The organism is Parasphingorhabdus sp. SCSIO 66989, assembly GCF_032852305.1.
GTDB classification, from domain to species: domain Bacteria; phylum Pseudomonadota; class Alphaproteobacteria; order Sphingomonadales; family Sphingomonadaceae; genus Alterisphingorhabdus; species Alterisphingorhabdus coralli.
In genome coordinates this window covers 540,242-561,688 of record NZ_CP136594.1, presented here as the reverse complement: position 1 = coordinate 561,688, position 21,447 = coordinate 540,242, and the positions used below count along the sequence as shown (strand labels likewise).

At 57.6% G+C, this 21,447-nt stretch carries 21 protein-coding genes; 7 read left to right on the top strand and 14 right to left on the bottom strand.

All coding sequences use genetic code 11. The annotated features are described in order from the left end of the window. The first annotated feature begins 40 nt into the window (after positions 1-40). The 3 genes from pabB to msrA all read left to right on the top strand — a co-directional run bounded on the left by pabB (position 41) and on the right by msrA (position 3,075). Positions 41-1,858, top strand: coding sequence for an aminodeoxychorismate synthase component I (gene pabB / locus RB602_RS02545; protein WP_317082666.1), 1,818 nt, complete (start codon positions 41-43; stop codon positions 1,856-1,858). 256 nt (positions 1,859-2,114) lie between these two features. After that, positions 2,115-2,273 carry a hypothetical protein gene (locus RB602_RS02540; protein WP_317082664.1) on the top strand — a complete coding sequence of 53 codons (159 nt, stop codon included), beginning with the start codon at positions 2,115-2,117 and terminating at the stop codon, positions 2,271-2,273. A gap of 67 nt (positions 2,274-2,340) precedes the next feature. Next, complete coding sequence (gene msrA / locus RB602_RS02535) at positions 2,341-3,075, top strand: peptide-methionine (S)-S-oxide reductase MsrA (RefSeq protein ID WP_317082662.1); 735 nt, start codon at positions 2,341-2,343, stop codon at positions 3,073-3,075. Here the strand turns inward: msrA and RB602_RS02530 are convergent. Beyond that, positions 3,072-3,533, bottom strand: coding sequence for a nuclear transport factor 2 family protein (locus tag RB602_RS02530; protein ID WP_317082660.1), 462 nt, complete (start codon positions 3,531-3,533; stop codon positions 3,072-3,074). The genes msrA and RB602_RS02530 overlap by 4 nt on opposite strands. Before the next feature lie 21 nt (positions 3,534-3,554). On the opposite strand from RB602_RS02530, the gene RB602_RS02525 reads away from it, so the two are divergent. The 3 genes from RB602_RS02525 to RB602_RS02515 all read left to right on the top strand — a co-directional run bounded on the left by RB602_RS02525 (position 3,555) and on the right by RB602_RS02515 (position 6,768). After that, positions 3,555-4,046: a Fur family transcriptional regulator gene (locus RB602_RS02525; RefSeq protein ID WP_317082658.1), complete on the top strand. Its 492-nt coding sequence runs from the start codon at positions 3,555-3,557 to the stop codon at positions 4,044-4,046. A 140-nt stretch (positions 4,047-4,186) separates the two neighbouring features. Continuing rightward, entirely contained in the window at positions 4,187-6,178 is a 1,992-nt protein-coding gene (gene dxs / locus RB602_RS02520; protein ID WP_317082656.1) for a 1-deoxy-D-xylulose-5-phosphate synthase, read from the top strand. Next, a complete protein-coding gene (locus RB602_RS02515) occupies positions 6,163-6,768 on the top strand; it encodes a hypothetical protein (protein ID WP_317082654.1) in 606 nt (201 codons plus the stop codon). The genes dxs and RB602_RS02515 overlap by 16 nt, the downstream gene beginning before the upstream one ends. Here the strand turns inward: RB602_RS02515 and RB602_RS02510 are convergent, their stop codons facing one another. Beyond that, entirely contained in the window at positions 6,769-7,218 is a 450-nt protein-coding gene (locus tag RB602_RS02510) for a PaaI family thioesterase (RefSeq protein WP_317082652.1), read from the bottom strand. It abuts the gene before it with no gap. A 93-nt stretch (positions 7,219-7,311) separates the two neighbouring features. Between RB602_RS02510 and RB602_RS02505 the strand changes: the two genes are divergently transcribed. Beyond that, positions 7,312-7,650: a winged helix-turn-helix transcriptional regulator gene (locus RB602_RS02505; RefSeq protein ID WP_317082651.1), complete on the top strand. Its 339-nt coding sequence runs from the start codon at positions 7,312-7,314 to the stop codon at positions 7,648-7,650. 12 nt (positions 7,651-7,662) lie between these two features. On the opposite strand, the gene RB602_RS02500 is transcribed toward RB602_RS02505, so the two are convergent. The 12 genes from RB602_RS02500 to RB602_RS02445 form a co-directional block, all read right to left on the bottom strand. Then, a protein-coding gene (locus tag RB602_RS02500; RefSeq protein WP_317080531.1) for an IS630 family transposase occupies positions 7,663-8,605 on the bottom strand; the annotation gives its coding sequence in 2 pieces (ribosomal slippage) (positions 7,663-8,268 and positions 8,270-8,605; 942 coding nt in all). A gap of 108 nt (positions 8,606-8,713) precedes the next feature. After that, positions 8,714-9,130: a DUF3035 domain-containing protein gene (locus tag RB602_RS02495; RefSeq protein WP_406568400.1), complete on the bottom strand. Its 417-nt coding sequence runs from the start codon at positions 9,128-9,130 to the stop codon at positions 8,714-8,716. Between the two features lie 52 nt (positions 9,131-9,182). Beyond that, complete coding sequence (gene lspA / locus RB602_RS02490; RefSeq protein ID WP_317082649.1) at positions 9,183-9,725, bottom strand: signal peptidase II; 543 nt, start codon at positions 9,723-9,725, stop codon at positions 9,183-9,185. Between the two features lie 4 nt (positions 9,726-9,729). Next, complete coding sequence (locus RB602_RS02485) at positions 9,730-12,927, bottom strand: isoleucine--tRNA ligase (RefSeq protein WP_317082648.1); 3,198 nt, start codon at positions 12,925-12,927, stop codon at positions 9,730-9,732. 14 nt (positions 12,928-12,941) lie between these two features. Further along, positions 12,942-13,895, bottom strand: a complete 954-nt coding sequence (locus RB602_RS02480) for a bifunctional riboflavin kinase/FAD synthetase (RefSeq protein WP_317082647.1) — start codon at positions 13,893-13,895, stop codon at positions 12,942-12,944. Between the two features lie 79 nt (positions 13,896-13,974). Further along, positions 13,975-14,490, bottom strand: coding sequence for a dihydrofolate reductase (locus RB602_RS02475; protein WP_317082646.1), 516 nt, complete (start codon positions 14,488-14,490; stop codon positions 13,975-13,977). After that, on the bottom strand, positions 14,490-15,590 hold the full coding sequence (locus RB602_RS02470) for a 5-(carboxyamino)imidazole ribonucleotide synthase (RefSeq protein ID WP_317082645.1): 1,101 nt from the start codon (positions 15,588-15,590) through the stop codon (positions 14,490-14,492). The genes RB602_RS02475 and RB602_RS02470 overlap by 1 nt, the downstream gene beginning before the upstream one ends. Beyond that, on the bottom strand, positions 15,587-16,087 hold the full coding sequence (purE, locus tag RB602_RS02465; protein ID WP_317082644.1) for a 5-(carboxyamino)imidazole ribonucleotide mutase: 501 nt from the start codon (positions 16,085-16,087) through the stop codon (positions 15,587-15,589). Before purE ends, RB602_RS02470 begins: the two co-directional genes overlap by 4 nt. Before the next feature lie 296 nt (positions 16,088-16,383). After that, positions 16,384-17,070: a 2,3-diphosphoglycerate-dependent phosphoglycerate mutase gene (gene gpmA / locus RB602_RS02460; protein WP_317082641.1), complete on the bottom strand. Its 687-nt coding sequence runs from the start codon at positions 17,068-17,070 to the stop codon at positions 16,384-16,386. A gap of 360 nt (positions 17,071-17,430) precedes the next feature. Further along, positions 17,431-18,231, bottom strand: a complete 801-nt coding sequence (locus RB602_RS02455; protein ID WP_317082639.1) for a TIGR03084 family metal-binding protein — start codon at positions 18,229-18,231, stop codon at positions 17,431-17,433. Positions 18,232-18,239: 8 nt separating this feature from the next. Next, a complete protein-coding gene (locus tag RB602_RS02450) occupies positions 18,240-18,851 on the bottom strand; it encodes a DUF6445 family protein (RefSeq protein ID WP_317082637.1) in 612 nt (203 codons plus the stop codon). Between the two features lie 389 nt (positions 18,852-19,240). Beyond that, on the bottom strand, positions 19,241-21,433 hold the full coding sequence (locus tag RB602_RS02445) for a 3-hydroxyacyl-CoA dehydrogenase NAD-binding domain-containing protein (RefSeq protein ID WP_317082635.1): 2,193 nt from the start codon (positions 21,431-21,433) through the stop codon (positions 19,241-19,243). Between the last annotated feature and the right edge of the window lie 14 nt (positions 21,434-21,447).

Sequence of the window (21,447 nt, the reverse complement as noted above, 5' to 3'; positions counted from 1 at the left end):
CGCGCTTGTCATAACAGCGATAGCGCTATAGCGCGCTGCCATGGCTGATAATGATATCTTCGTGCTGCTTGATGATGCCTCGGGGCAGCAGGCAGCGCGCCTTTATCAGCATCCGGTAGATCAGATTATCGCTGATAGACACTCAGAGGTGCTGCCAGCACTCAACCGGTTGGAGACAGCCAGGAACGATGGCCTGCATGCTGCCGGTTATCTGAGCTATGAGGCCGGGCTGGCACTTGAGCCCAAACTGGCTGAGCGAGCGGAAGCAAGGGCCACAAGCTCTAACGCGCCGTTGCTATGGTTCGGCTTGTTTAAGGACTATCATACCCTACAACCCGAAGCCGTCGACGGCTGGCTGGCAGAGCGGAGAAACAGCAACGGCGACACCAGAACCGGTGCCTTTGCGCTGAACGATAGTCATGATGATTATGCTTCCGCCTTTGGCCAGCTACAGCAGGCAATCAGTGCGGGCGATATCTATCAGGCCAATCTCACCAGCCGCGCCCATGCCCATTTCGCCGGTGATCCGGTCGCGCTGTATCGTCGGCTTCGCGGTCCTTCAGCGGCGCGTTATGCTGCCTTGATCCATCGGGCTGATGATTGGTTTCTCAGCCTCTCACCCGAACTGTTTTTCACCTGCCACCAAGGCCGCCTCACCGCGCGGCCGATGAAAGGCACATTGCCTGCTTTTCCCGATCAGATCGGCGATGCAGAAAAAGCGCGCAGGCATTTCGCTGCAGATGCCAAGAACCGGGCGGAAAATCTGATGATCGTTGATCTGTTGCGCAATGATCTTTCACGCATCGCCAAGCCGGGCAGCGTGCACGTGCCTGACCTCTTCGCGGTAGAGCATTATCCCACTGTGCATCAGATGGTTTCTACCGTTCGCGCGGAACTGGCCGAAGGCGCCGGGATCAGCGATATTTTGCAGGCCATCTATCCCTGTGGCTCGATCACCGGCGCTCCCAAAATCCGGGCGATGGAGCTGATCGATGATGTCGAGCCGGAACCACGCGGTATCTATTGCGGCGCGATTGGCCGCATTGATGCGGCCACTTCGCCCCAGGAAACCCCGTCTGCCGCTTTCAATGTCGCAATTCGCACCTTGCATTTTTCCCATAGTCAGCAAAAAGTGACCCTTGGTCTCGGCTCTGGGATCGTCGCGGATTCCGACAGGGCCGAGGAACGCCAGGAATGTCTGGACAAGGGGGCTTTTGCGATGACAGCCGCGCGGACCGTCGATCTGATCGAGACCATGGCGCTTGACCCGGCGGCAGGCATTCCGCGACTGGAGGCCCATCTGGCGCGTATGAAGGCCAGCGCCGAGCAAATGGCCTATAGCTTTGACCGCCATGCCACGCGCAATGCGATTCAGGCGGCATGCTTCCATATCGACCAGCCATCGCGAGTGCGGCTGATGGTCAGTAGGTTGGGCAATATCGCCATCGACATCGCGCCACTTGGACCCTTGCAGGGCGATGATGCGGCGTTGCCAGTGATGATCCAGCCCTTGCCGGTGCAGGCTGATGATCCCCGGCTGAGGCACAAGACCAGTGATCGCGCCTTTTATGACGATACACGCCAAAACGCGGCGGCCGAGAACGGCGTAGCAGAGGTTATCTTCACCGATAGCCAAGGCTTTATCACCGAGGGCAGCTTCACCCATGTCTTTGTCGAGCGCGATGGCATGCTCATCACCCCGCCACTGGACCGGGGTGTGTTGCCAGGGATATTGCGCGCCGAAATGCTCGCACAAGGCCGGGCGCTTGAAAGCGATATCTCCGCCAGCGATCTCAACAACGGATTCTTTCTCGGCAATTCAGTACGCGGATTGCTTGCTGCCAAGCTGGTCGCCTGAACAAAGCAATTTTTGTCCATATTCAAGCCAATCTTAATTGGCTTTTTACCATTCTATCCCCATTTGCAGGCTGTTGTCTGGCAATTGACCCGAAACTGTGCGCTTGTTCACATTGCATTAGGGTGAAGCCGATTAGGGCGACTTGGACCAGTGAGAGGGATTTGGAAAAACACTGGTCCTGTAACCAGAGCCGATCCGGCAGCGAAACATGGGGAAACGCTGTTGGGCAAGACATGAACTGAAAGATAGATTGAAGATGGCCAGTTTCCTCAAATCCGACCTTTTCCGCAATTTCGCCATGGGCTTTGGCCTCGGCGCTATTCTGCTGCTCGCTGCACAGCCCAGCGAAACACGAGCCGATATCCGCTCGGACATTGCTTCAGCCTTCAGCGAAGTGCACGATCACCTTTCCTGATTCGTGTTGATTCTCGGGCGACACATTGGCCCGGTTTCAGATAACCAAGATGTGAAGGTAGAGCTTCATGGCTGAACCACGACCGCAACTAGGCACATATCTGCCCCGCTTGTTGACCTTGGTTTTAGCGGGCGGCGCCACTTTTGGGCTTTACCACGCGCTGCCTGCGGTGATCGGCTCACCCGCTATTGCCGCAGAGCGCGCCTATACCGTGCCTGCTGCACGCACGCTCGCCAATGAATCGCGCAAAAATCTGCAGGTCGCGGTTTTCGCCGGAGGTTGTTTCTGGGGCGTGGAGGGCGTGTTCAGCCATGTCAAAGGCGTGCGCAGCGTCAAGTCCGGCTATCATGGCGGTACCAAAGCCAATGCCAAATACAGCCTGGTTTCGCGCGGACAAACCCGCCATGCCGAGGCCGTGCGCATTGTCTATGATCCCAAACAAGTGCGCTATACCGATTTGCTGCGCGTATTCTTCTCGGTCACAGCCGATCCCACGCAGCTAAACCGTCAGGGCCCCGATGTCGGTCGCCATTATCGCAACGCGATTGTGCCGCTCAATGCCGAACAGCGCCGCGCGGCAAGTGCCTATATCAACCAGCTAAAAACGGCGAAAATCTGGTCAAAGCCGATTGTCACCAAGGTCGAGAGCTATAATGGCTTCTATCCTGCAGAAACCTATCATCAGGACTTTATGTTCAAGAATCCGTCGCACCCCTATATCGTGCGTTGGGACCAGCCTAAGGTGCGCAATCTGAAAGCCAAGTTTCCTGCCTGGTATCGGCGTACACCGGTGCGCGGCTAATCCTCTATGGGAAGGCCGTGCATCTTCAGGAATTTCAGTCGATCCCAATAGCCGCGCTGAAAGGCGATCTTGCCATCGCGCACGGTGAAGAACCCACAGCCGCGTAGTCCCAGCGGATCGCGCCATTCCAGCACCGCGACTTCGCCCGCCTCATGAATCACCTCAGCGATACAGTGCATATCGGCCGCGGCAAATTCGCCCGCAAACATAGCGCGAATAGCCTCACGTCCCTCAACCGGCTCAGCCGTCACCTGATGATTGACGGCATCATCATGGTAAAGCGCGGCAAGGCCATCAGCATCTCCGGCATTGAACAGCGCAATCCATTTCTCAACGACCTGCTTGGGTGTCATATCGCCTTCATCCCTTTGCGAATCTGCTGCCGTGCAAATATGCGAGAAACCGGCCAGAGAAAAGCCGATAAACAAAACCACCGCCATATTGTTGCCGCCCATCATTAAAGCGCCTATATTCGTCGCATGACACAGCAATCTTCCGACACTGCCAATGCCTGTGCTGACCATGAACATCGTGAACATCACGGCGCAGATTTGACCCTTGCGGCACAGCGCAAGCTTGAGCAATCCGGCGAACGATGGACTGAGATGCGTGCCACCGTTTTTGCGGCGCTTGCTGATATCAGCAAACCAGCCTCTGCCTATGATATTGCCGATGCCGTGAGCCAGCGTCGCGGCAAACGCGCGGCACCGAACAGCGTGTACCGCATCCTGGATCTGTTCGTCGAAACCAATCTTGCGCGTCGGGTAGAGAGCGCCAATGCCTATGTGGCCAATAGCCATCCCGATTGCCTGCACGACTGTATCTTCATGATCTGCGATAAATGCGGCTCTGTGGTGCACATGGACGACGATAGCGTCTCGGCTCAGTTGCGCGATGCTGCAGACAAGGCTGGATTCGCAAATGTGCGTCCGGTAATCGAAGTGCGCGGGCGCTGTCGCGACTGTAAGTAGGATTCCCTATTCATCTCAGAAACCCCCGAAGAATGAGCTTTGAAGCTGGCGCGGTTGAGGTTCGACATTTGCCTATCGAACCGCTAAGACAGTGTCAGGCAAGGATTACACTGCCAGATGGAGAGCATGGCTAGATATCTATGATCGAGAATGACAAGACAAAAACCGACACGGGCGTTCTTGAAGAAACCCCTTTGCTCGACCAGGTCACCTATCCTGAAGATTTGCGTAAATTAAAGCCGGACCAGCTTCGGCAATTCTGCGATGAATTGCGCAGCGAGGTCATCAATACCGTTTCGGTTACGGGTGGCCATCTCGGAGCGGGTCTGGGTGTGGTCGAACTGACCGCCGCAATCCACTATGTCTTCAATACCCCGCGCGACCGGTTGGTCTGGGATGTTGGCCATCAATGCTATCCGCACAAGATCATCACCGGACGCCGTGACCGAATCCGCACTCTGCGCAAGGGCGGTGGCCTCTCCGGTTTCACCAAACGTGCCGAAAGCGATTATGATCCGTTCGGTGCGGCGCATAGCTCTACCTCGATCAGCGCGGCGCTCGGCTTTGCCACCGCCAATAAGCTGGCCGATCAACCCGGCAAGGCGATTGCTGTCATCGGCGATGGCGCCATGTCTGCGGGCATGGCCTATGAGGCGATGAACAATGCCGAGGCAGCCGGCAATCGTCTGGTGGTTATCCTCAACGACAATGATATGTCGATAGCGCCGCCTGTGGGTGGTCTGTCGGGCTATCTTGCGCGGCTGATTTCATCCTCGGAATATCTCGGCCTGCGCTCGCTCGCCAGCAAGATGACACAGAAAATCTCACGCCGGGTGCATAAGGGCCTGTCCAAGGCCGAAAGCCATACAAAAGGCATGGTCACCGGCGGCACATTTTTTGAAGAGCTTGGCTTTTACTATGTCGGCCCGATTGATGGCCATAATCTCGACCATCTCATTCCGGTGCTGGAAAATGTTCGCGATGCCGAAGAAGGCCCGATCCTGATTCATGTCGTGACCGAAAAGGGCAAGGGCTATAGCTTTGCCGAGGAATCCGCAGACAAATATCATGGTGTGGCAAAATTCGATGTCATCACCGGCAAGCAGGACAAGGGCAAAGGCGGTGGTCCGCCAGCCTATCAAAATGTCTTCGGCGAAACGCTTGCCAAGCTGGCCGATAATGACCCCAAAATCTGCGCCATCACCGCCGCCATGCCCTCGGGCACCGGCGTGGACAAATTTGCCAAGGCCCATCCCGATCGCGCCTTTGACGTCGGTATTGCCGAGCAGCATGGCGTAACCTTTGCCGCCGGTCTGGCGGCGCAGGGCATGAAGCCGTTCGCTGCGATCTATTCCACCTTCCTGCAGCGCGCCTATGATCAGGTGGTGCATGATGTCGCGATCCAGAACCTGCCGGTGCGCTTTGCAATTGACCGCGCCGGTCTGGTCGGTGCCGATGGCTGCACCCATGCCGGATCATTCGATATCACCTATCTCGCCACCCTGCCCAATATGGTGGTGATGGCACCCAGCGATGAGGCCGAGCTGGTGCATATGACCTATACCGCAGCCGAATATAATGATGGCCCCATTGCCTTTCGCTATCCGCGCGGTGCCGGCACAGGCGTTCCGTTGCCCGAGGTTCCGGAGAAGCTGGAGATCGGCAAGGGCCGCATTGTCCGCGAGGGCAAGAAAGTGGCGATCCTCTCGCTTGGCGCGCGCCTCACCGAAGCGCTCAAAGCGGCCGATACTCTTGATGCCAAGGGTCTCTCCACCAGCGTTGCCGATCTGCGCTTTGCCAAACCGCTGGATGAAGAGCTGATCACCAAGATGCTGACCAGCCATGATGTCTGCATCACCGTTGAGGAAGCCGCTGTTGGCGGCCTTGGCGCGCATGTGTTGACCATGGCTTCAGATGCTGGGCTGATTGATGCAGGCCTCAAGCTGCGCACCATGCGTTTGCCTGATGCCTTCCAGGACCAGGATGCGCCCGACAAGCAATATGATGAGGCGGGTCTCAACGCCGAGCACATGGTCGAAACGGTGCTGAAAGCGCTGCGCCATAACAGCGCCGGCGTTGATGGCGCCGAACTCGACGATACGGCGGATGACGAAGCATGCGCTCAGGCCTGATCGCCGCGCTGGCGGTTATAGCGGCCTTGGCAGACTTTGGTGTCGGCAAGGCAAGCATTGCCAAAGACAGGACCTCTGTGGCGAGTACGCTTCTGCATATGACTGCCACCGCCGAAACCACTCAGCTTGAAGCGCAAAATGTTCCGCTGGAGCAATTGGAAGCAAGCATAAGCCAGCGGCAACCGCTGGACTATTATGTGCTTGCGCTGCGCCTGTTTGAGGCCGGAGAGAAGGAGCGCGCCACCTTCTGGTATTATGCCGGGCAGTTGCGCTGGCGCGTGCGGCTAAGCTGTGTCGAAGGTATCGCTCCCGATGGTGAGCAAGCCTTGTTCAGCTCGATGAACTATCAGGTGGGCGATACGGTTAATCGCTATATTGGTGGCTATCCCTCACGCTGGAGCAAGATTATCCGTGACGTCGCCAAATGGGATGAGAACGCTGCTAACACCTATGATTACGGCCAGAACTGCGCGGCACAAAATGCCGAGCAGCGACAAGGCATGCTTGGGCTGGCGGACAATATTGATCGCAACCGCGACAAGCTGATGCAAAGCCGCGCGCAAAACGGCCTGCCCAATCATGAGCAGTGATTACCGCCCGGTTGGGATGATCGTCGCCTGTGCTGTCGCCACATGGGTCGGCTCTTTGCCTTCTGACTCGGCCCAGACATCAGCGCGAACGATCACCTGACGCTTGCCCGCTTTAACCACCTGCCCTTTGGCGCGCAAATGGCTGCCAATCGCGGGATTGAGAAAATTGATCGTGTAGCCGCCGGTAACAACATCACCGATTACCGACGCCCCGGCCCAGGCACAGGCATTGTCCGCCATCAGCCCGACAATAGCGCCATGAGCAAAGCCATGATGCTGGGTCATATCATCGCGCACTTCTAGCACCAGCTCGGACTCGCCTTCCCAGCAGCGAATCGGTTCGACGCCCAAATGGCGGGAGAAGCCGGAGCCCTGCACCGCAAATTTCTTCATATACGCTACGGCTTCATCATTATTGGCCAAACGGGGACGTGCCGGGGAATCGGACATGATCTATCTCCATTAAGTCTGTATCACAGACTTAATGCCTTGCCTTATTGCCCAACGCAAGCCATTTAGGGGCTATGACTGCTGGAAATATCAATGCCGGACTATAAACCCTCTGCCTCGCCCTGCCCGGTGGGCCGTGCCTCGCGTATATTGGGCGATCGCTGGGCGATGCTGATATTGCGCGATGCGCTGCTCGGCGAGACGCGCTTTGACGGATGGCTGAACCGCATGCCGATTTCTCGTGCCGTACTCAGCGACAGGCTGGCGATGCTGTGCAAGGCAGGTTTGCTGCAACGCGACCCGCCTGACAGCAAGCGCGCGCTCTATCGCCTAACCGAATCCGGAAAGGCGATAGCGCCGATTTATGCGGAAATTACCAAATGGGGCGATGCGCATGTGCCCCGCGCGCAGCCATCGGAAGCACAGGCTTAGACTCTTTTTCATTTAGATTGAAGCATATCCTGAGTTTCTGAGATAGTTGGCGCATTCTTGCGGAGAGAAGGTATCGAGCAGTTTCCCGATGCGCTGCCATGTTGCTTCGACGGATCGCTCTTTGGCTTTACGCAACAGGGTTTTCAGCTTGGCAAAGGCCTGTTCGATAGGGTTGAGGTCTGGACTGTAGGGTGGGAGGAAGAACAGTCTGGCACCTACACTGCGGATTGCCCTGCGCACGGCCTGTCCCTTGTGGCTACCCAGATTGTCCATGATGACGATGTCACCAGGTGAGAGTGTAGGCACAAGGAACTGCTCGACATAAGCAGTAAAGAGTTGGCCGTTAATTGGCCCGTCAATGACGCATGGCGCATCGATGCGATCATGGCGCAGAGCGGCAAGGAATGTCAGTGTACGCCAACTGCCGAAGGGCGCACGAGGGATCAGCTTGCTGCCGCGCGGTGCCCAGCCGCGTAGCGGTGTCATGTTGGTCTTGGTCCAGGTCTCGTCGATGAAGACGAGGCGCTTGGGATCAAGTCGGCCTTGATATTTCTTCCATTGTGCCCGCCGCCGCGCCACTTTTGGCCGCAGTTGCTCGATGGCGAAGAGACTTTTTTTTGAAGCTGAGACCGGCCGAACGAACCATCCGCCAAACCGAAGCCGGGCTGGTGACGATGCCGCGCTCGGACAGTTCTGCCGTCAGTTGGTAAAGGGTCAGATCAGGCTGAGCCTGCAACCGCTCGATGATAAACGACCGGTGCGGCTCAAGCTGACGCTTGCGATAACCACCCATGCGCCGGGCAGCAGCGCTACCCTCCCGGCGACGGCGCTGTGACCACTTCACCACACTGGCCACACTCACACCAAACAAATCAGCAACCTCTCGGCAGCTGCGTCCCGAAACCACCGCAGCAGCTGCGCGCTCTCGTAGATCGTCAGAATAAGCTCGTGCCATAACTGCTGGCCTCCTTGCCCAGCCAGCAGCTTGAATCACAAATATCGAAAAAAGGGAATCCCCAGATTCAATCTAAATGAAAAAGACTCTAGGGTCGCGCCCTAGACCTTATTCGGGAATACTGCTCTGTGCCTCACGGCCATCGCCTTCAGGTGCCGAGATAATATCACGCACTACGGTTCCCTTGTCGACGGTGTTGGTGCCCGGATCGGACACGGTCGAACGAATGGAAGGGTCGGCATCTCCGGCCCGACGAATAGCAGAGCTCTCAGTCGCGCTGCGCGCCTGTAGCCCGCCAAACAGCGCTTCAAGCGCCTGATCGCTGGCACTATCCTGTTGCGGACGCGGCGCACCGGGACGCGGTGGTTCAAGCGCGAAATCGGGCGGGATCACCAAGGGCGCCTGACGCGACACGGCAAATTCATCCGGCCGATCCCGGTCAAAGACATTGGTTGAGCCACATGCGGCAAGGCCAAAAGCCAGTCCGGCCACGGCGGCAAATTTCGCTGCAATACGCACAGTCATGTGCATTTTTGTCTCCCACTCTTCATTCCGGCCCCCGGAAAATCCGTTTTCGTCACTCAACCGCGCCCTCTTGCGCCGCCTCGCGCGCCTTGTCTCCAATCAGCAGCGCGCGCAGCAATAGCAACACGACGCCAATAGTGATCGCGGCATCGGCAATGTTGAAGATCAGAAACGGTCTGATCATCTGCCCGCCCCATTCAAAATGGAGATCGGCATAATCGACAACATAGCCCAGCCGCACCCGATCAACAATATTACCCAGCGCGCCGCCCAATATCAGCGCCAGCGCCCAGATATCACCGCGTAATTTCTCGCGGAACATCCACACCAGCACGATCGCCGCGATAAGCCCGGTCAGCGCCACCAGTAACCAGCGCTGCATCGGACTTTCCGCCGTCAGCAACCCCATGGACACGCCAAAATTCTTCGCCCAGGTCAGGTTGAAGAAGGGCATGACCTCGACGCTCACCCGCGATTCGAGCGACAGCGGCACGGTCACCATATATTTCACCGCCTGATCGAGCAGAAACACAAAGACCGCCAGAAACAGCCCCTGCCGCCGATAGCCTTTCGCCTTTTCGTCCACCTGCCCCATCACTTTATCCGTTCAACACGCTGCTGCAGCGGTCGCACAAGCCGCCGTCAAATGCCACATCGGGGATTAACCGCCAGCAACGACCGCATTTATGGTTGGTGGTTTTGGTGACCGACAGCTCTTTGCCATCGGCAACACCGGCGATGATACAGATTTCGGCAAAGTCTTCCGGCGATACGGCAAGGTCTTCATGCGGAAAGACAATCTCTGCCTCCAGGCTGGAGCGGATGGTCTTTTCCTGCCGCAATGGCTCAATCGCCTCGGTCACTGCCTCGCGCTGATCGCGCAACCTGTCCCATTTCGCGGCCAGATCATTATCGGCCCAGCGCGCATCCACCTCGGGCCATTCGAGCAGATGCACACTGTCCGCATCAGGATAGCGGGTTTGCCACACCTCTTCGGCGGTGAAGCATAGCACCGGCGCGATATAGCGCGTCATGGCGTGGAACATCACGTCCAAGACCGTGCGATAGGCGCGCCGCTTATCGGTCTGTGTCCCGGTCTCGGGATTGACGTCGCAATAGAGGCAGTCCTTGCGGATATCGAAGAAAAAGGCCGACAGATCCTCATTGGCGAAATCGGAAAGCGCGCGGACATATTTGCCAAAGGCGAAATCATTGACCGCCTGCTTCAGCTCGGCATCCAGCGCCGCCAGCCGGTGCAGCATATAGCGCTCCAGCTCGGGCATATCGGCGACAGGCATTTTTTCGGCCTCGTCAAAATCGGAAAGCCCACCCAGCATATAGCGGAAGGTATTGCGCAGCTTGCGATAACTGTCCGACACGGTTTTGAGGATTTCATCGCCAATGCGGTGATCCTCGGTAAAATCAACACTCGCCGCCCATAGCCGCAAAATATCCGCACCCTGCACATTGATGACCTTTTGCGGGTCGAGCGTATTGCCCAGCGACTTCGACATTTTCTTGCCGTTCTTGTCGAGCGTCATGCCATGGGTCAGCAACGCCTTGTAAGGCGCGCGACCGCGGGTGCCGCCACTTTCGAGCAGGCTCGACTGGAACCAGCCACGATGCTGATCAGACCCTTCAAGATAGAGGTCCGCCGGGCTGTCAAGTTCGGGCCAGCGCTCGCTTTCGAGGACAAAGGCGTGGGTCGAGCCGCTGTCGAACCAGACATCCAAAATATCGGTGATGACCTCATAATCGGCCAAGTCATAGCTGTTGCCGAGCAGTGCCTGATGATCGGCCTCAAACCAGGCATCGGCCCCGCCCTGTCTGAACGCTGCGATAATCCGCTCATTGACCGCCGGATCATTAAGATACTCGCCACTCTTGCGATTGACATACAGCGCAATCGGCACACCCCAGGCACGTTGACGCGACAACACCCAATCGGGGCGACCCTCCACCATCGACTCCAGCCGCCGCTGGCCGCGCTCGGGCACAAAGCGGATTTTGTTGCGGATCTCGTCGAGTGCCACTTCGCGCAATGTCGGCGAGGCGCAGAGCGTCTCGTCATTCATATCGACCGCGCCGCCTTCATCCTCCCAGCCTTTTTCCTGCAAGGACTTTGCGGGCAAATGGGTGAGGTCGCTGTCCATCGGCACAAACCATTGCGGGGTGCAGCGATAGATGATCTTCGCCTTGGAGCGCCAGCTATGCGGGTAGCTATGGGCAAAATCATCCGACGCCGAAAGCAACGCCCCCGCCTCGCGAAGATCGTTACAGATCGGCCCGTCGACAGCGACAAACTTCTTGTTGATCACCGATCCCGAGCGCGGCAGCCAAGCCCAATCTTCCCGATATTGCCCATCACTATCGACCGCGAACACCGGATTGATGCCATGCGACTTGCATAGATCAAAGTCGTCCTCGCCATGATCGGGCGCCATATGGACCAGACCTGTACCCGCATCGGTGGTGACAAAATCCCCAGGAAGGAAGGGGCGCGGCTTGGTGAAGAAATCCACCAAAGCTCCCTCCCCCCTTGCGGGGGAGGGTTGGGGAGAGGGGTCGGCGCGCGTCTGCGCGCCAAATGACTCATCGGACCTAGCCGCAGACCCCTCTCCGCTGCGACTAGGCTCGTTCCTCGCCAAGTCTCGCTCCTCTCCCGCAAGGGGAGAGGAGAAATGGTCAGCCATGGGATGCTGGGCGATCGCTCCAGCGAGCTGGGAGCCTTTAATGTCATAAGTTCCGCCCAATGAGACCGGGCTCAACTCAACGGTAAGGTCAGCTTCCTTAAGTCCAGGTGGAAGCAGAACAGCAGCCATTCTTTCAAGCCGCTTAGAAACGCTCTCCGCCAGCGCACTGGCTATCAAGAGCCTGCGCCCCTGAGCGATTGGTGTCTCTGCTAGAGCCTGTAAAACACTTGTTGCATCACTATGGCCACCTGCACCACGTCCAACGTCCAAGTTGATCTGGTAAAGACAATAATCAACCTCCTCGCCATAAGCGAGCGCCTGATTGACCGGGATCGTCCAAGGCGTTGTCGTCCAGATCGCCGCATGGACCTTCTCGCCCTTATCGATTAGTTCCTGAATTTCCGGACAATTCGGCGCCTCAACAATCTCAAACGCCACATCAATCTGCGTCGAGGTGATATCCTCATATTCCACCTCGGCCTCGGCGAGCGCTGTCTTCTCCACCGGCGACCACATCACCGGCTTGGCACCGCGATAGAGTTGGCCGCTTTCGGCGAATTTCAGCAGCTCGGCGACAATCTCTGCCTCAGCGGCATAATCCATAGTGAGATAGGGCTGGTCCCAGCGGCCCATTACGCCGAGGCGCTGAAACTGACCGCGCTGCACATTGACCCATTTATCGGCATAATCGCGGCATTCGGCGCGGAATTCGGACGCAGGCACCTCATCCTTGTTGCGCTTTTTCTTGCGATATTGTTCCTCGATCTTCCATTCGATCGGCAGGCCATGGCAATCCCAGCCGGGGACATAGGGCGCATCCTTGCCGAGCAGGCTCTGGGTGCGCACCACCAGATCCTTGAGGATCTTGTTCAATGAATGGCCGATATGGATATCGCCATTGGCATAGGGCGGGCCATCATGCAGGATGAAGGTCTCGCGCCCCTTGCGCCGCTCGCGCAGCGTTTCATACAGCTTTTCGTCGCGCCAGCGGTCGAGAATGCCCGGCTCCTTATTGGCCAATCCCGCCTTCATCGGGAAGGGCGTTTTGGGCAGGAACACCGTGTCTTTATAGTCTGGCTTTTCGGGCGCGTTGCTGTCGGTCATAATGGAAGAGGCGATTAGGCCCGGATGGCGGCGGACGCAAGCAATTCCCGCGCTTTGTCGCAATCCTTGGCCATTTGCGCCATCAGCGCGTCGAGATCGTCGAATTTCGCTTCGGGGCGCAAAAAGTGATGCAGCGCGACCTCTATGGTCTGGCCGTAAAGATCCTCGTTAAAATCAAAGAAATGCGGTTCGAGCAATTCCTTGGGCGGATCAAATTGCGGGCGAATGCCAAGATTGGCCGCACCCTGCAGAACCCGGCCATCGGGCAGCGCGCCGGTGATGGCATAAACGCCATATTTCGGGCGCAGATAATGACCCATATCGAGATTGGCGGTGGGATAGCCCAGCTTGCGGCCATTTTTGTCGCCATGCTGCACTTCGGCCTGAATCGCGAAAGGCCGTGTCATCAACCGCGCCGCTTCCTGCGGATCGCCTGCCTGTAAGGCTTCGCGGATGCGGCTGGAGGAGATGATTTCGCCATCCTCGACGGGCGACACTGCCCGCGCTTGCAGACCATGCCCTGCACCATGCTCGCGCAAGATGGTGATATTACCCTTGGCGCCTTTGCCGAAGCTGAAATCTTCGCCCGTGACGACACCCGCCGCGCCAAAACGGGCGATCAGCAACTCGGTGATAAAATCCTCGGCTGTCGTGCTCGCCAGTTCCTTGCCGAAGGAGAAGACCAGCATCGCATCGGCCCCAGCCTCAAGAAACAAGCGCTCGCGCTGATCCAGCGTGGTCAGCCGGAACGGCGGCGTATCGGGCTTGAAAAAGCGCACCGGATGCGGGTCAAAGGTGGCGATAATCGCCGGGCGGCCCTCGGCCTTGGCCCATTTGATCGCTTCACCCGCCACCGCCTGATGCCCGGCATGAAAGCCGTCAAAATTGCCCAGCGCGATAATCGCGCCGCGCAGAGCCTCGGGCACCGGCTGGTTGCCGTCCAGTCTGGTCGCGCTGGCAGTGATCATGGGTGGGAGATGCGCCTGTTGATGGTCATGGCGTTCTCATTGGCGCGATTTGGCGATTTCGGCAACTGGTTTTGCGCATCTAATCGGTCGCGGATATGCGTTCGAGGGTGACGAAGCTATAGGCCGGGCGACCATCCTCCGCAGCGTGATGCTCGGCGCAGACTTCGCGCCAGACGCTCGGGTCGAAATCATCGATATGCGTATCACCCGCACTATCCTCATGCACCCTAGTAATCTCAATCCGATCAGCCAGCGCTTCGAACAGGCGATAGATTTGCGCCCCGCCAATAATCGCTATCGCTTCGGCTTCGTCCAAAAGCTGAAGTACCTGCTCCACATTAGTTGCGGTTTCCGCACCCTTTGCAGCCCAAGCGGCATCGCGGGTCAAAACGATATGCCGCCGCCCCGGCAGCAGACCCGGGAGGGAATCAAAAGTCTTGCGGCCCATCACCATAGGTTTGCCCATAGTCAGCTTTTTGAACCGCTTGAGGTCAGCGGGAAGATGCCAGGGCAGATCGCCATCGCGGCCAATCACGCCATTATCGGCACGGGCCAGGATCATGGTGATATGCGGGCGGTGCGCTGTCTCGGTCATCAGTTGATCGGCAATAACCGCGTCACATGCCCCATTTTGCGACCGGGGCGTGGCTGGCGTTTCCCATAAAGATGCACATGGCTGCCGCTATCGGAAAGGTGATCGCTCCACAGCTTGACCTCATCACCGATCAGATTGCGCATTTCCGCGCCGCCCTCAATCAATCGGGTATCACCAAGCGGCAGGCCACAAATGGCGCGGATATGGTTTTCAAACTGGCTGGTCGCTGCGCCTTCAATCGTCCAATGGCCGCTATTATGCACGCGCGGGGCCATTTCGTTGAAAATCGGGCCTTCGGCAGTGGCGAAGAACTCGATCGCCAATACCCCGACATAGTCCAGCTCAGTCGCAATCTTGCGCGCCAGTGCGCGGGCAGAGGGGATATGCGTCTGGATATTCTCCGGCGCAGGGGCCGTGGAGAGACGCAAAATGCCATCCTCATGCACATTATGCGGCGCATCCCAGAAGCGGATAGCCCCATCGCGCCCGCGCACCAGTAGCACCGAAAACTCCGCGTCAAACTCGACAAAACCCTCGGCCAGTGCCTGTTGGCCATTCAGTTCCTGCCACACTGTGCTCAGATCATCGCGGTCCTGAAGCCGCACCTGCCCTTTGCCGTCATAGCCCATACGGTCGCTTTTGATGATCGCGGGGACGCCGCTTTTATCTAGCGCATCGGTAAGCTCATCCTCACTTCTGACAGGCGCAAAGGGTGCGGTCAGACCGCCCAGTCCCGCGACAAATGTCTTTTCCGCCAAGCGGCTCTGGCCGACTTCCAGGGGACGCACACCGGGGAACAGGTCAACCTCCGGGCCCAGCGCCGCCAGCGGATTGACCGGCAGATTCTCCCATTCATAGGTGACGACATCGCACTCAGCCGCAAAAGCCGCGATGGCTTTGGCATCGTCATATTCGCCTTCAGTGAAATGCGCCGCCACCTGCCCCGCTGGACCTAGAGGCTCGCGGCCATAGACATGGCAGGGATAGCCAAGCTGCGCCGCCGCCAGCACCAGCATCCGGCCCAATTGGCCACAGCCGATGATTCCGATCATACTGCCCGGTGGCAAAGGCGTGACGATTATCGAATCATCGTCACTCATTGCGGCTTCTCCGCCACGGCAGCGCTTTGCTCAGCACGCCAGGCATCGAGCCGTTCAGCCAAGGCTGTATCGTTCACCGCAAGGATCGCCGCCGCCAGCAATCCGGCATTTTTCGCGCCCGCTGCGCCAATAGCGAGGGTTCCGACCGGGATACCACCCGGCATTTGTGCGATGGAGAGCAGGCTGTCCATGCCGCTCAATGCTTTGGATTGGACCGGCACGCCGAGCACCGGCAGCCGTGTCATGCTGGCCACCATGCCCGGCAGATGCGCCGCGCCACCCGCGCCGGCAATTATCACCTTGTAACCTGCATCGACAGCGCCCTTGGCAAAATTGACCAGCCGGTCCGGGGTGCGGTGCGCCGAGACGATATGGCAATCATGCGAGACATGAAGCGCTTCGAGGCACTTGGAAGCGGCGAGCATGGTTTCCCAGTCGCTCTGGCTGCCCATGATGATGGCTACATCATGCTGCGCGTGATTCGGATTCTCGGACATTGTGCCCCCTATATGGCCCCGCGCTTTGGCGGTTATGGGAAGCACACTCTTGTAATCGCGGTGATAGCGAAGCGCAATCGTATATTCGTCGCCAATAAGCGCTAGTTGGTGCCGAAACGTGTCGGCCCCGCGCAGGCGGGGCCAGGGCTATTTTTCACGCAAAGGCGCAAAGACGCGAAGAGGTTGTATCAAGCGGAACGTCCTTTGCGCCTTCGCGTCTTTGCGTGAGTCTTCATAAAAGCTTTGGCCCCGCCTGCGCGGGGCCGACGATAATCAACCAGATGTCGACTTAAGCTTTACCGCTCGGAGAGATAATAACGCTCGCGTTCGTTCAGATCATCGTCAAGGTCATAGACAATCGGCTGGCCAGTAGGGATTTCCAGCCCGGTAATATCATTGTCGGAAATGCCGGACAGATGTTTGACCAGCGCCCGCAGAGAGTTGCCATGCGCCGAGATCAGTATCCGCTTACCCGCTTTCAGCTCAGGGGCAATGCGTGCCTCCCAATAGGGCAAGACGCGTTCAATGGTGTTTTTCAGGCTTTCCGAAGCCGGAACAGAGATTCCGGCATAGCGGCGATCTGCCGACAGATCATATTGTGAGCCCGCTTCCATCGGCGGCGGCGGCGTATCAAAGCTGCGGCGCCAGATATGCACCTGCTCATCGCCATGCTTGTCGCGGGTTTCCTGTTTGTTGAGACCGGTGAGCCCGCCATAATGCCGCTCATTCAGGCGATAATCCTTCTCCACCGGCAGCCACAGCCGTTGCATTTCTTCCAGCGCCAGATTGAGCGTCTTGATCGCCCGGGTTTGCAGCGAGGTAAAGCACTGGTCAAAATCCAGCCCCTTTTCGCGCATCAGCACCCCCGCGGCGCGCGCCTCAGCTGCACCTTTTTCGGTGACATCGACATCCCACCAACCAGTAAATCGGTTCTCCAGATTCCATTGCGACTGACCATGGCGGATTAGGACAAGCTGGGGCACGGGATGGTCTCCTGATCGGGTGCGGGATTACTAAGGCGCACTTGCCGCAACAGCGCGGGTATCACAAGCTGGAAGTTTTTGAAAAATGCGTTCTGCCTAAGGGTTTCATAAAAGCCACAAAGGGAAAAAGGAAAGAAGAGGGCGCATCAAGCCCAGTCTTGGCACACAAGTGCGCCATATGTGCGAGTGGAAAGCAGGCCATAATAATCCCGCCCCTTTGGGGCGGAAGCATTAGCGCTGAGCGAACAGCAAGGATCAATGCCTGGATATTCAGGACCAATACCACCAATAGCGTATGATCCCTTTTATGCTTTTTCCCTTAGCGGCTTTTATGAAACCTCCCTTGCGCCACATTATGCGTTAAACCACCGCAACCTTGCGCACACCTGGCTCGGGCGGGTCATGCGGTGGACCCGCGAAACACTGCGCCATCGCCATCCATTCGCGCGCAATATCACCTTCTACCTGCAAGTCGGTATCGGCAATATTGCGTGTCTGGGTGACAACCTGACAGAATTCGGTCGCGCTGCCGCTAATCCGTCCGGCATCGCCTGGCTCACCATAGCGCCAGATGTCGCCTGATTGTGGTGCGGTCAGCTCCAGCAGCGGCATGGTTTCGGGCACCGGTAATTTGCGGTTTTTATAGGTCCAGCCAAAGGTGTTGACACCGAGCACAACGATATTGCGGATATGGTCTCCATCCTGACGCACCTGCCCCAGCATATCGTATATCGCCTGAGCATGGGCCCAGCTTTCCATCAACCGCGCGGTTATGGACGAGCGCGCGCTCATGCTCGGACCCGCCCAGGCAACGCGCTGCTTCGGGTCTGCTGCGGCGAAATGATCGGCAAGCTGCGGATAAAATTCCACCCAAGCTTTCACCAGCTCCGGCCCTGAAAGACCCTCAAGATAGTCGCTTTCAAAAGCGCTCATCCCGCCCTTGGCGACCGCCGCGCCCACCTTGGCAAAAAAGGCCTGAAAGCCTGCCTCGTCGGTCAGCGACAGATCGGCCGCGACATTCCAGACATGCAAATGGCGCAAAATGGCATCGACGCTCCATCCTTTAAAAGCAGTTGGTTGCGCCAGCCGCTCGGTATCCAAAGGTGCTACCAACGCGTGTATAGCGTCACATTCGGTACGAAAATCCTCTGCCTGTTGCATCGTCTCTCCTATCGCTGTTTTTTGAGAAAGAGCAGCATCACCAGCCGCGCATCCTCTTGCGTTTTGCCAAAGCCGGGCCCCGCATCATGGAACATCCATGGGCTGAACAGCACCAGCCGGTTGAACCGCATCGGCACGGTCATCACCTTCTCCCAGCGCGCCGGTTTGTTGGTGTCTGTGTTGACGATTTGCTCGACCGCAACACTGGGATCAGCATAGCCCGATTTTGCCAGTGCCACCGGCGTTGTCGGGATGCGCTCCAATCCTGTTGGCTTGTGGCGAAAAAAACAGGTGCCGCTACGGTCCTGTGGTTCTTCGCTGAGATACAATATGCCCGAATAGTCCGCCGGATCGATATGCACCCCGGTCGCGCCTTTGTCGGCCTTTTTGGTGATGCGACAATGGCCGTGCAGCGTATCGGGATCGCCAGCCACCTGCATGTCGACAAGACGCGAGAGCTTATCGTTGAGTGCTGCTACATCCAGCGCCTCATCCGAGGTAATACCCGGATAATTGCCGCGTTTATTCGCCGGATTGTAGCTGAGACCCAAAGCCTGCCGCCGCACCGCATGCGGGTCGGCGAGAAAGTCATCGATAACGATCAAGGAAGGCAAGGACATGGGGATGGTTTATCGGCAGGCTGCTGGCTTGGGAAGAGGTGGTTCGTTGGCGGATTAATCGAGAGCTTTGCGCAAGTGAGGTTTCATAAAAGCCACAAAGGGAAAAACCATAAAAGGGATCATACGCTATTGGTGGTATTGGTCCTGAATATCCGGGCATTGATCCTTGCTGTTCGCTCAGCGCTAATGCTTCCGCCCCAAAGGGGCGGGATTATTATGGCCTGCTTCCCACTCGCACATATGGCGCGTTTGTGTGTCAAGGCTGGGGCTTGATGTGCACTCTTCTTTCCTTTTTCCCTTAGTGGCTTTTATGAAACAAAAAACACGAAAGGCGCGAGAATCTGGGAGCCCCAAATCCTCGCGCCTTTCAAACTAAGCAAAGCAAAAAATCAGGCCGCCTTGTAGAAGCTTTCGCCCTTATCGGCCTTGTCGCGGAAGGACATGGGTGGCTTGAAGCGCTCGCCATGTTTCTGCGCCAGATTGTCGGCGATGCGGACGAAATTATCGACGCCCATGGTGTCGATATGGCTCATTGGGCCACCGGTCCAGGGCGCAAAACCCCAGCCGAAAATCGCCCCAAGATCGGCACTTTGCGGGTCCTTGATAACTTCCTCATCGAAACATTGCGCGGTGGCAATCAGCTGGATGAACATCAGCCGCTGTTTGACTTCCTCAACGCTCGGCTGTTGCTCGGCAAGCGGGAAGTGATCGGTCATGCCCTTCCACAATCCGGTTTTCTTGCCGCTGTCATCATAGTCGTAGAAACCGCCGCCAAAGCGTCGGCCGCTGCGGCCCAGCTTGTTGACCATCAGCTCGAACAGTTCCTCATTGCCCGATGGCTGATAATCATCGCCCAGCTCTTCCTTGGTCGACTGCATCACATCATAGCCGAGCTTGAGCGTGGTCTCATCGACAACAGCCAGCGGACCGATGGGCATACCCATCTGAACGGCGGCATTTTCGATAAGCGCCATAGAGACGCCTTCGCCAACCATCAGCATCGCTTCGCCAGCATAGGGCGGGAAGACGCGGTTGGTGTAGAAGCCGCGCACATCCTTGACGACAATCGGCGTCTTGCGGATGCGAGCATTATAATCAAACGCCACGGCCAGCGCCTTGTCGCCGGTTTCTTCACCGGGGATGATCTCCAGTAGCGGCATCTTCTCAACCGGGGAGAAGAAGTGCAGGCCGATAAACTGTTCCGGACGCTTGGAGTTCTTCGCCAGACCGGTGATTGGCAGGGTCGAGGTGTTGGACGCGAAGATCACATCGTCGCGGATCACCGCCTCGGTTTTCTTGATGACATCGGCTTTGACATCAGGGCGCTCAAATACCGCCTCGATGATCAGATCGACGTCTTTCAGGTCATCATAATTATCGGTCGGCGTGATGCGCGCCATAAAGGCGTCGGCCTTTTCCTGCGTCATCTTGCCGCGCGCGACTTTCTTGTCGACGATCTTCTGGCTGTAGGTCACGGCTTTGGTCGCTTCCTCAACGCTTCGGTCGAGGACGACCACATCCATGCCGCCCTTGGCGGTGACATGGGTGATGCCCGATCCCATCAGGCCGCCACCAAGCACGCCGACTTTCTTCAGCTCGGTCTTGGGCACGCCTTCGGGGCGCGATGCGCCTTTTTCCGCTGCCTGTTTGTTGATGAACAGGGTGCGGATCATATTTTTGGCCTGTGGGCCGGAGAGCAGCTTCGTGAAATATTTGGATTCCACACGCAGCGCGGTGTCGATCGGCAATTGCGTGCCTTCATAGAGGCAGGACATGATCGCCTTCACCGCTGCATAATTGCCCTTGCTCTGCTTGTTGGCCATGGCATTGGCACCGACAAAGAACTGCGCTGCAGCCGGGTTCATAGAACCGGCACCACCGGGCACTTTATAGCCCTTTTTGTCCCATGGCGCAGCGGCCTTGGGGTTGGCTTTGACCCATTCCTTGGCCTTGGCAACCACATCATTGGCAGGCACAACTTCATCGACAATACCCTGCGCCAGCGCGGCTTGCGGATTGGCTGGCTGGCCTTGCAGCAGCATCATGGCTGAAGCTTGCAGACCCATAAGGCGCGGCAGGCGTTGGGTGCCGCCGCCGCCGGGGAGTAGGCCGACCTGTACTTCGGGCAGGCCAAGCTGGATTTTCGGATTATCGGCGACAACGCGATAATGACAGGCTAGGGCCAGTTCGAGGCCGCCGCCCAGCGCCAGGCCATTGATCGCTGCAGCAACCGGTTTGGCATGGGCTGCGCCCTTGATCAGCGCCTTGGCCGCATGGCCGCCACTTTCCATTTTGCGCAGCGTCGCATTGAGGCCAAAGGCACTCTCAAACGCTTCGGCCATGCTATTGGCCTTGCTGCTACCCAGCATGTTGAGGTCGGCGCCGGCGAGGAATCCCGTTTCCTTGCCCGACGTGATCACGGCACCCTTAAGGGCATCGTTGGTGTTGAGGTCTTCAACAAAAGCGTTGAAATCCTCGATCAGATCGGCGTTCCAGACATTCATTGACTGGCCCGGCAGATCAATGGTCACAAGGGCAATACCGTCACCGTCAATATCAACGGTCATAGCTTTATAGGTCATGTGTATTTTCCTGA

What these genes read in the sequence shown, in the direction of transcription:
- pabB (WP_317082666.1), top strand. Translation starts at nt 41, where the DNA reads ATGGCTGATAATGATATCTTCGTGCTGCTTGATGATGCCTCGGGGCAG.
- RB602_RS02540 (WP_317082664.1), top strand. Translation starts at nt 2,115, where the DNA reads ATGGCCAGTTTCCTCAAATCCGACCTTTTCCGCAATTTCGCCATGGGC.
- msrA (WP_317082662.1), top strand. Translation starts at nt 2,341, where the DNA reads ATGGCTGAACCACGACCGCAACTAGGCACATATCTGCCCCGCTTGTTG.
- RB602_RS02530 (WP_317082660.1), bottom strand. Translation starts at nt 3,533, where the DNA reads ATGATGGGCGGCAACAATATGGCGGTGGTTTTGTTTATCGGCTTTTCT.
- RB602_RS02525 (WP_317082658.1), top strand. Translation starts at nt 3,555, where the DNA reads ATGACACAGCAATCTTCCGACACTGCCAATGCCTGTGCTGACCATGAA.
- dxs (WP_317082656.1), top strand. Translation starts at nt 4,187, where the DNA reads ATGATCGAGAATGACAAGACAAAAACCGACACGGGCGTTCTTGAAGAA.
- RB602_RS02515 (WP_317082654.1), top strand. Translation starts at nt 6,163, where the DNA reads ATGCGCTCAGGCCTGATCGCCGCGCTGGCGGTTATAGCGGCCTTGGCA.
- RB602_RS02510 (WP_317082652.1), bottom strand. Translation starts at nt 7,218, where the DNA reads ATGTCCGATTCCCCGGCACGTCCCCGTTTGGCCAATAATGATGAAGCC.
- RB602_RS02505 (WP_317082651.1), top strand. Translation starts at nt 7,312, where the DNA reads ATGCCGGACTATAAACCCTCTGCCTCGCCCTGCCCGGTGGGCCGTGCC.
- RB602_RS02495 (WP_406568400.1), bottom strand. Translation starts at nt 9,130, where the DNA reads ATGACTGTGCGTATTGCAGCGAAATTTGCCGCCGTGGCCGGACTGGCT.
- lspA (WP_317082649.1), bottom strand. Translation starts at nt 9,725, where the DNA reads ATGGGGCAGGTGGACGAAAAGGCGAAAGGCTATCGGCGGCAGGGGCTG.
- RB602_RS02485 (WP_317082648.1), bottom strand. Translation starts at nt 12,927, where the DNA reads ATGACCGACAGCAACGCGCCCGAAAAGCCAGACTATAAAGACACGGTG.
- RB602_RS02480 (WP_317082647.1), bottom strand. Translation starts at nt 13,895, where the DNA reads ATGATCACTGCCAGCGCGACCAGACTGGACGGCAACCAGCCGGTGCCC.
- RB602_RS02475 (WP_317082646.1), bottom strand. Translation starts at nt 14,490, where the DNA reads ATGACCGAGACAGCGCACCGCCCGCATATCACCATGATCCTGGCCCGT.
- RB602_RS02470 (WP_317082645.1), bottom strand. Translation starts at nt 15,590, where the DNA reads ATGAGTGACGATGATTCGATAATCGTCACGCCTTTGCCACCGGGCAGT.
- purE (WP_317082644.1), bottom strand. Translation starts at nt 16,087, where the DNA reads ATGTCCGAGAATCCGAATCACGCGCAGCATGATGTAGCCATCATCATG.
- RB602_RS02455 (WP_317082639.1), bottom strand. Translation starts at nt 18,231, where the DNA reads ATGCAACAGGCAGAGGATTTTCGTACCGAATGTGACGCTATACACGCG.
- RB602_RS02450 (WP_317082637.1), bottom strand. Translation starts at nt 18,851, where the DNA reads ATGTCCTTGCCTTCCTTGATCGTTATCGATGACTTTCTCGCCGACCCG.
- RB602_RS02445 (WP_317082635.1), bottom strand. Translation starts at nt 21,433, where the DNA reads ATGACCTATAAAGCTATGACCGTTGATATTGACGGTGACGGTATTGCC.